General features: G+C 47.8%; 3 protein-coding genes. 1 reads left to right on the top strand and 2 read right to left on the bottom strand.

Annotation, left to right across the window (positions count from 1 at the left end):
• Positions 1–203: 203 nt before the first annotated feature.
• Positions 204–608, bottom strand: coding sequence for a DUF3119 family protein (locus RMO35_RS22655; RefSeq protein ID WP_309744579.1), 405 nt, complete (start codon positions 606–608; stop codon positions 204–206).
• Positions 609–728: 120 nt separating this feature from the next.
• Here RMO35_RS22655 and RMO35_RS22650 point away from each other — a divergent pair, with 120 nt between their 5' ends.
• Positions 729–1,451 (top strand): fatty acid desaturase, encoded by a 723-nt coding sequence (locus RMO35_RS22650; protein ID WP_309744577.1) that lies wholly within the window; start codon positions 729–731, stop codon positions 1,449–1,451.
• Positions 1,452–1,652: 201 nt separating this feature from the next.
• On the opposite strand, the gene RMO35_RS22645 is transcribed toward RMO35_RS22650, so the two are convergent.
• Positions 1,653–2,336, bottom strand: coding sequence for a Bax inhibitor-1 family protein (locus tag RMO35_RS22645; protein WP_309744575.1), 684 nt, complete (start codon positions 2,334–2,336; stop codon positions 1,653–1,655).
• Between the last annotated feature and the right edge of the window lie 182 nt (positions 2,337–2,518).

Below are 2,518 nucleotides of genomic sequence, written 5' to 3'. Positions count from 1 at the left end.
CCTTTTTACGCGATCGGTTCTTGGTATGAGAATTTTGCTCAGACTAGCGATGCTGAGGTAATTGCGCTCATGGATCGATCGAGGTAAGGGGTAAGGGGTAAGGGGTAAGGGGTAAGGGGTAAAGGGTAAGGGGTAAGGGGTAAAGGGTAAAGGGTAAAGGGTAAGGGGTACTGACTAGATCGATCTAACTTGCCTTAATCGACTTAATTAGTCTCAGCTTGCGACTGTGGGCGGTAGTATTCTAGACAGGTGAGGAGCATCCGGGAATCGAAGATGATGGGTAGGAAGTGGATGCTGTTGACTTCTTTGAAGTAGAACAAAATGGGGAAGGGCTGCCAAAAAATCTGCCAATTTTCCCATTCGCTGTAGGGAAACGTCCGAATGAGAGTGCTGCTGCGGTAAACGTTGAGGGTAGTGGTGGTGAATTCTAACTTGATGATGGTGGTTTGGATCGCTAGAAATAAGCCAAAGATCCCGGTCGCCACACCAACCCAGAGCTGGAGGGCGGCGATCGGCAGGGAGACTGCCATCAGGACGATCGGAATCGTGTATTTGGGGGCGAGTTCGACACTAGCGGGTAATTGAATTGATGTGGGTGTGGTTGTCATGGGCTTGTGCGGCGAACGGTTAGATCGATCTTACCGTTTCTCACCCGCTCCACGTTGAGAGACGTTAACATAAGTAAAGAATTATTTAACAATCTGCATCGGCGATCGAGGTTAATCAGCGTGAGACAGGGAAAAGATCGGGGACTCTGGGTGGCACTGTCACTAATTAGCATTTGGGCGACGAGTACGGCGATCTTATTTAGCTTGGACTTGACAAATTTACCAAGTTGGGTGAAGTTTGTCGGCTTTGCTTGGCAGATGTTTTTGTATGTGGGATTATTTGTCACGGCGCACGATGGGATGCACGGCTCGATCGCGCCCTCAAATCGCCCGCTCAATGATGCGATCGGCAGTTTTGTATTATTTGTCTATGCCATGTTTCCGTTTGGAAAGATGCGGCAGATGCACGATCTCCACCATGATATCCCCGCTCGGATTGGCGATCCAGATTTTCACAATGGCAAGCGGAAAAACTTCTTTGCGTGGTATTTCAACTTCATGCAAAACTATTGGAGTTGGCTGCGGTTGATCTTATTAATTTCGACATTTCATGCCGTGCATCGCGTATTGGGCGTGCCCGAAAGCAATCTCTCCTGGTTTTGGGTGTTCCCATCGGTGATGAGTTCGTTTCAGCTATTTCTATTTGGGACATTTTTACCCCATCGCGAACCCCAAAATGGTTATATCAATGAGTCTCGCGCCACTAGCACGCCTTTTTCGGAGTTTTGGTCGTTTATTAGTTGCTATCACTTTGGCTACCATGAGGAGCATCACGATCTACCGCATTTGGGTTGGTGGCAATTACCCGCAGCGCGGAGACAGGGGGTAGAGGGGAGAGGGTAAGGGGTAAGGGGTAAAAGGGAAAAGGTAAGAGGTAAGGGGTAATGGGTAATAGGAATAGGTAAGGGGTAATGGGTGTAGATTGTGTACGAGGGGATCGTAGTCTGCGAACATTAAAGCTGAACACATGACAACCAAGCCTCTAAATTAGAGCAAGACAGATCGATACCTTTTACCTTTTACCCATTACCTATTACCTTTCACCTAACGGCGAGACATATCCATCACGATGCGGAGGACGTACCAGAATAACAAAGCGACAGACGCAAACAGCGATAGAGACGCCGCAACGTACTGGTCTTTGGTAAAGTGGTTCATAATTTGGGATGTATCGTAGAGGATGGCTGCCATTGCAAATCCCACCATTAATACAGAGAAGAATAAGCCGAGTTGAAATCCAAAGATCGCGCTACAGATAATCAATCCCAAGGCTACGAAACCACCAATTTTGAGTGCGCCACCGAGGAAGGTAAAATCCTTACCAGTAGTCAAGGCAACTGCTGTCAAACCGACAAACATCAGGGATGTGAGAATCCCGGCTGTCGGAATCACCGTCGGATCGGACATCCTGCTAGCAATGAAAATTAATGGCGCAAATAACAGCGCTTCGGCGACTACATATATTCCCAGTCCCAGATATTGTAAGGAGACTGAATCTGCCCTACTTGCCAATCCCCGCGAGAACCAACCTAACAGTGAAAATCCCGCTAATACAGCCAACCAGGTAAAACCGCCAGTCAGGGCTTGCGCCATCCGTTCGGCAATGCCCGATCGTACTAGTAATGTCTCGATCGCGATAAATCCAGCTACAGCACCAGCTAGATGTGCGTAAGTCTTGCGGATAAATTCAGCCCGTTCTTGCGGCTGTGCTTGGGATACAACGTACATAGATTAAACCTCTAAAACTATCAATTTATTTGGGTCGCTATCATCCGAGCGATCGGTAAATATAGATCCACATTCACTCATGCCCAATCCAGAAACTTGTCAAAGATTGCACCCGATCGTGTATTTCGATCCTAGCCAATTTGCAGCCGATCGTCCATGGCTGTTATTACTACTTCATGGTG

This window comes from Chamaesiphon sp. OTE_20_metabat_361, from assembly GCF_031364565.1.
This window is presented reverse-complemented; position numbering and strand designations above follow the sequence as displayed.